Raw genomic sequence first — 1,628 nt, forward strand, 5'->3', positions numbered from 1 at the left:
GGCCACCCCCGTGCAGGGTGAATTCGCGATGCCGGAGACCCTCACCCCGGCGCTGCCGGCCGTCGAGACCTTCGCCGCTCTCGACATGCCCGCGGCCCTGCTCAAGACCCTGGCGGCCCAGGGCGTGACCGAGCCCTTCCCCATTCAGGGCGCGACCCTCCCGAACTCCCTCGCGGGCCGTGACATCCTCGGCCGCGGCCGTACCGGCTCCGGCAAGACCCTCGCCTTCGGCCTCGCGCTGCTCGCCCGCACGGCGGGCCGCCGCTCCGAGCCGCGCGCACCGCTCGCCCTGGTCCTGGTCCCCACCCGCGAGCTCGCGCAGCAGGTCACCGACGCGCTCACCCCGTACGCCACGGCTGTGAACCTGCGCATGGCCACGGTCGTCGGCGGCATGTCGATCACCAAGCAGGCGAACACGCTGCGCCGCGGCGCCGAGGTGCTCGTCGCCACCCCCGGCCGGCTCAAGGACCTCATCGAGCGCGGCGACGCCGAGCTCGGCCAGGTGTCCGTCACGGTCCTGGACGAGGCCGACCAGATGGCCGACATGGGCTTCCTCCCGCAGGTCACGGCGCTGCTGAAGCAGGTCGAGCCGGACGGGCAGCGGATGCTGTTCTCCGCGACGCTCGACCGCAACGTCGACCGGCTCGTACGGATGTTCCTGACCGACCCGGTGGTCCACTCCGTCGACCCGTCGGCGGGCGCGGTGACGACGATGGAGCACCACGTGCTGTACGTCGCCGACGAGACCGACAAGAAGGCCGTCGCCACGCGCATCGCCGCCCGCGACGGCCGCGTGATCCTCTTCGTGGACACCAAGCGCGCGGCGGACCGCTTCGCCAAGCGGCTGCTGGCCAGCGGTGTGCACGCGGCGGCGCTGCACGGCGGCCGTTCGCAGCCGCAGCGCAACCGCACGCTCGACCAGTTCAAGACCGGTCAGGTCACCGCGCTGGTGGCGACCAACGTGGCGGCGCGCGGCATCCACGTCGACGACCTCGACCTGGTCGTCAACGTCGACCCGCCGACCGACCACAAGGACTACCTGCACCGTGGTGGGCGTACCGCCCGCGCGGGCGAGTCCGGCAGCGTCGTCACGCTGGTGCTTCCCGACGAGAAGCGCGAGATGACGCAGCTCATGTCGGCCGCCGGCATCGTCCCGCAGACCGCGCGGGTCAAGTCCAGCGACGACGAGCTCACCCGGATCACCGGTGCGCGCGAGCCCTCGGGTGTCGCCATCGTGGTCGAGGTGCCGCAGCAGCAGCAGCCCTCCGCGAAGCCGAAGCGGCGTCCGCAGGGCGCCGGCGGCCGTAGCGGCTCCGGTCGCGGTGGCGCCGGGACCGGTGCGGGTGCGGGCAGCGGTGCCCGTGCGGGCGGCAGCGGCCGTACGCAGGGTGGCGGCCGCGCCCAGGGCGAGCGGGCCCAGGGCGAGCGGGCCCAGGGCGGCGCGGGCGCCGCGGCCGGCGGTGGCCGTGGTGGCCGCGGCCAGGGCGCCGGTGGCGCGCGGACCCAAGGCGGCGCTCGCGCCGGTGCGCCGGGTGAGCGAGCGCAGGGCGGGCGCGGACGTGGACGCCGGGGCGCCGGCGGCAGCCGCAGCGCGGCCGCCTAGGCACGAGCCCCCCCGGGCCCGCCCC

The 1,628-nt window shown here is 75.6% G+C and carries 1 protein-coding gene; it reads left to right on the forward strand.

Annotated features, from left to right (window positions below):
* Positions 1-28: 28 nt before the first annotated feature.
* A complete protein-coding gene (locus E2E34_RS34150; protein WP_138905695.1) occupies positions 29-1,603 on the forward strand; it encodes a DEAD/DEAH box helicase in 1,575 nt (524 codons plus the stop codon).
* Positions 1,604-1,628 lie beyond the last annotated feature (25 nt).

The sequence above is a fragment of the Streptomyces albidochromogenes genome (assembly GCF_005981925.1).
Taxonomy (GTDB): Bacteria; Actinomycetota; Actinomycetes; order Streptomycetales; family Streptomycetaceae; genus Streptomyces; species Streptomyces albidochromogenes.

What these genes read in the sequence shown, in the direction of transcription:
- E2E34_RS34150 (WP_138905695.1), top strand. Translation starts at nt 29, where the DNA reads ATGCCGGAGACCCTCACCCCGGCGCTGCCGGCCGTCGAGACCTTCGCC.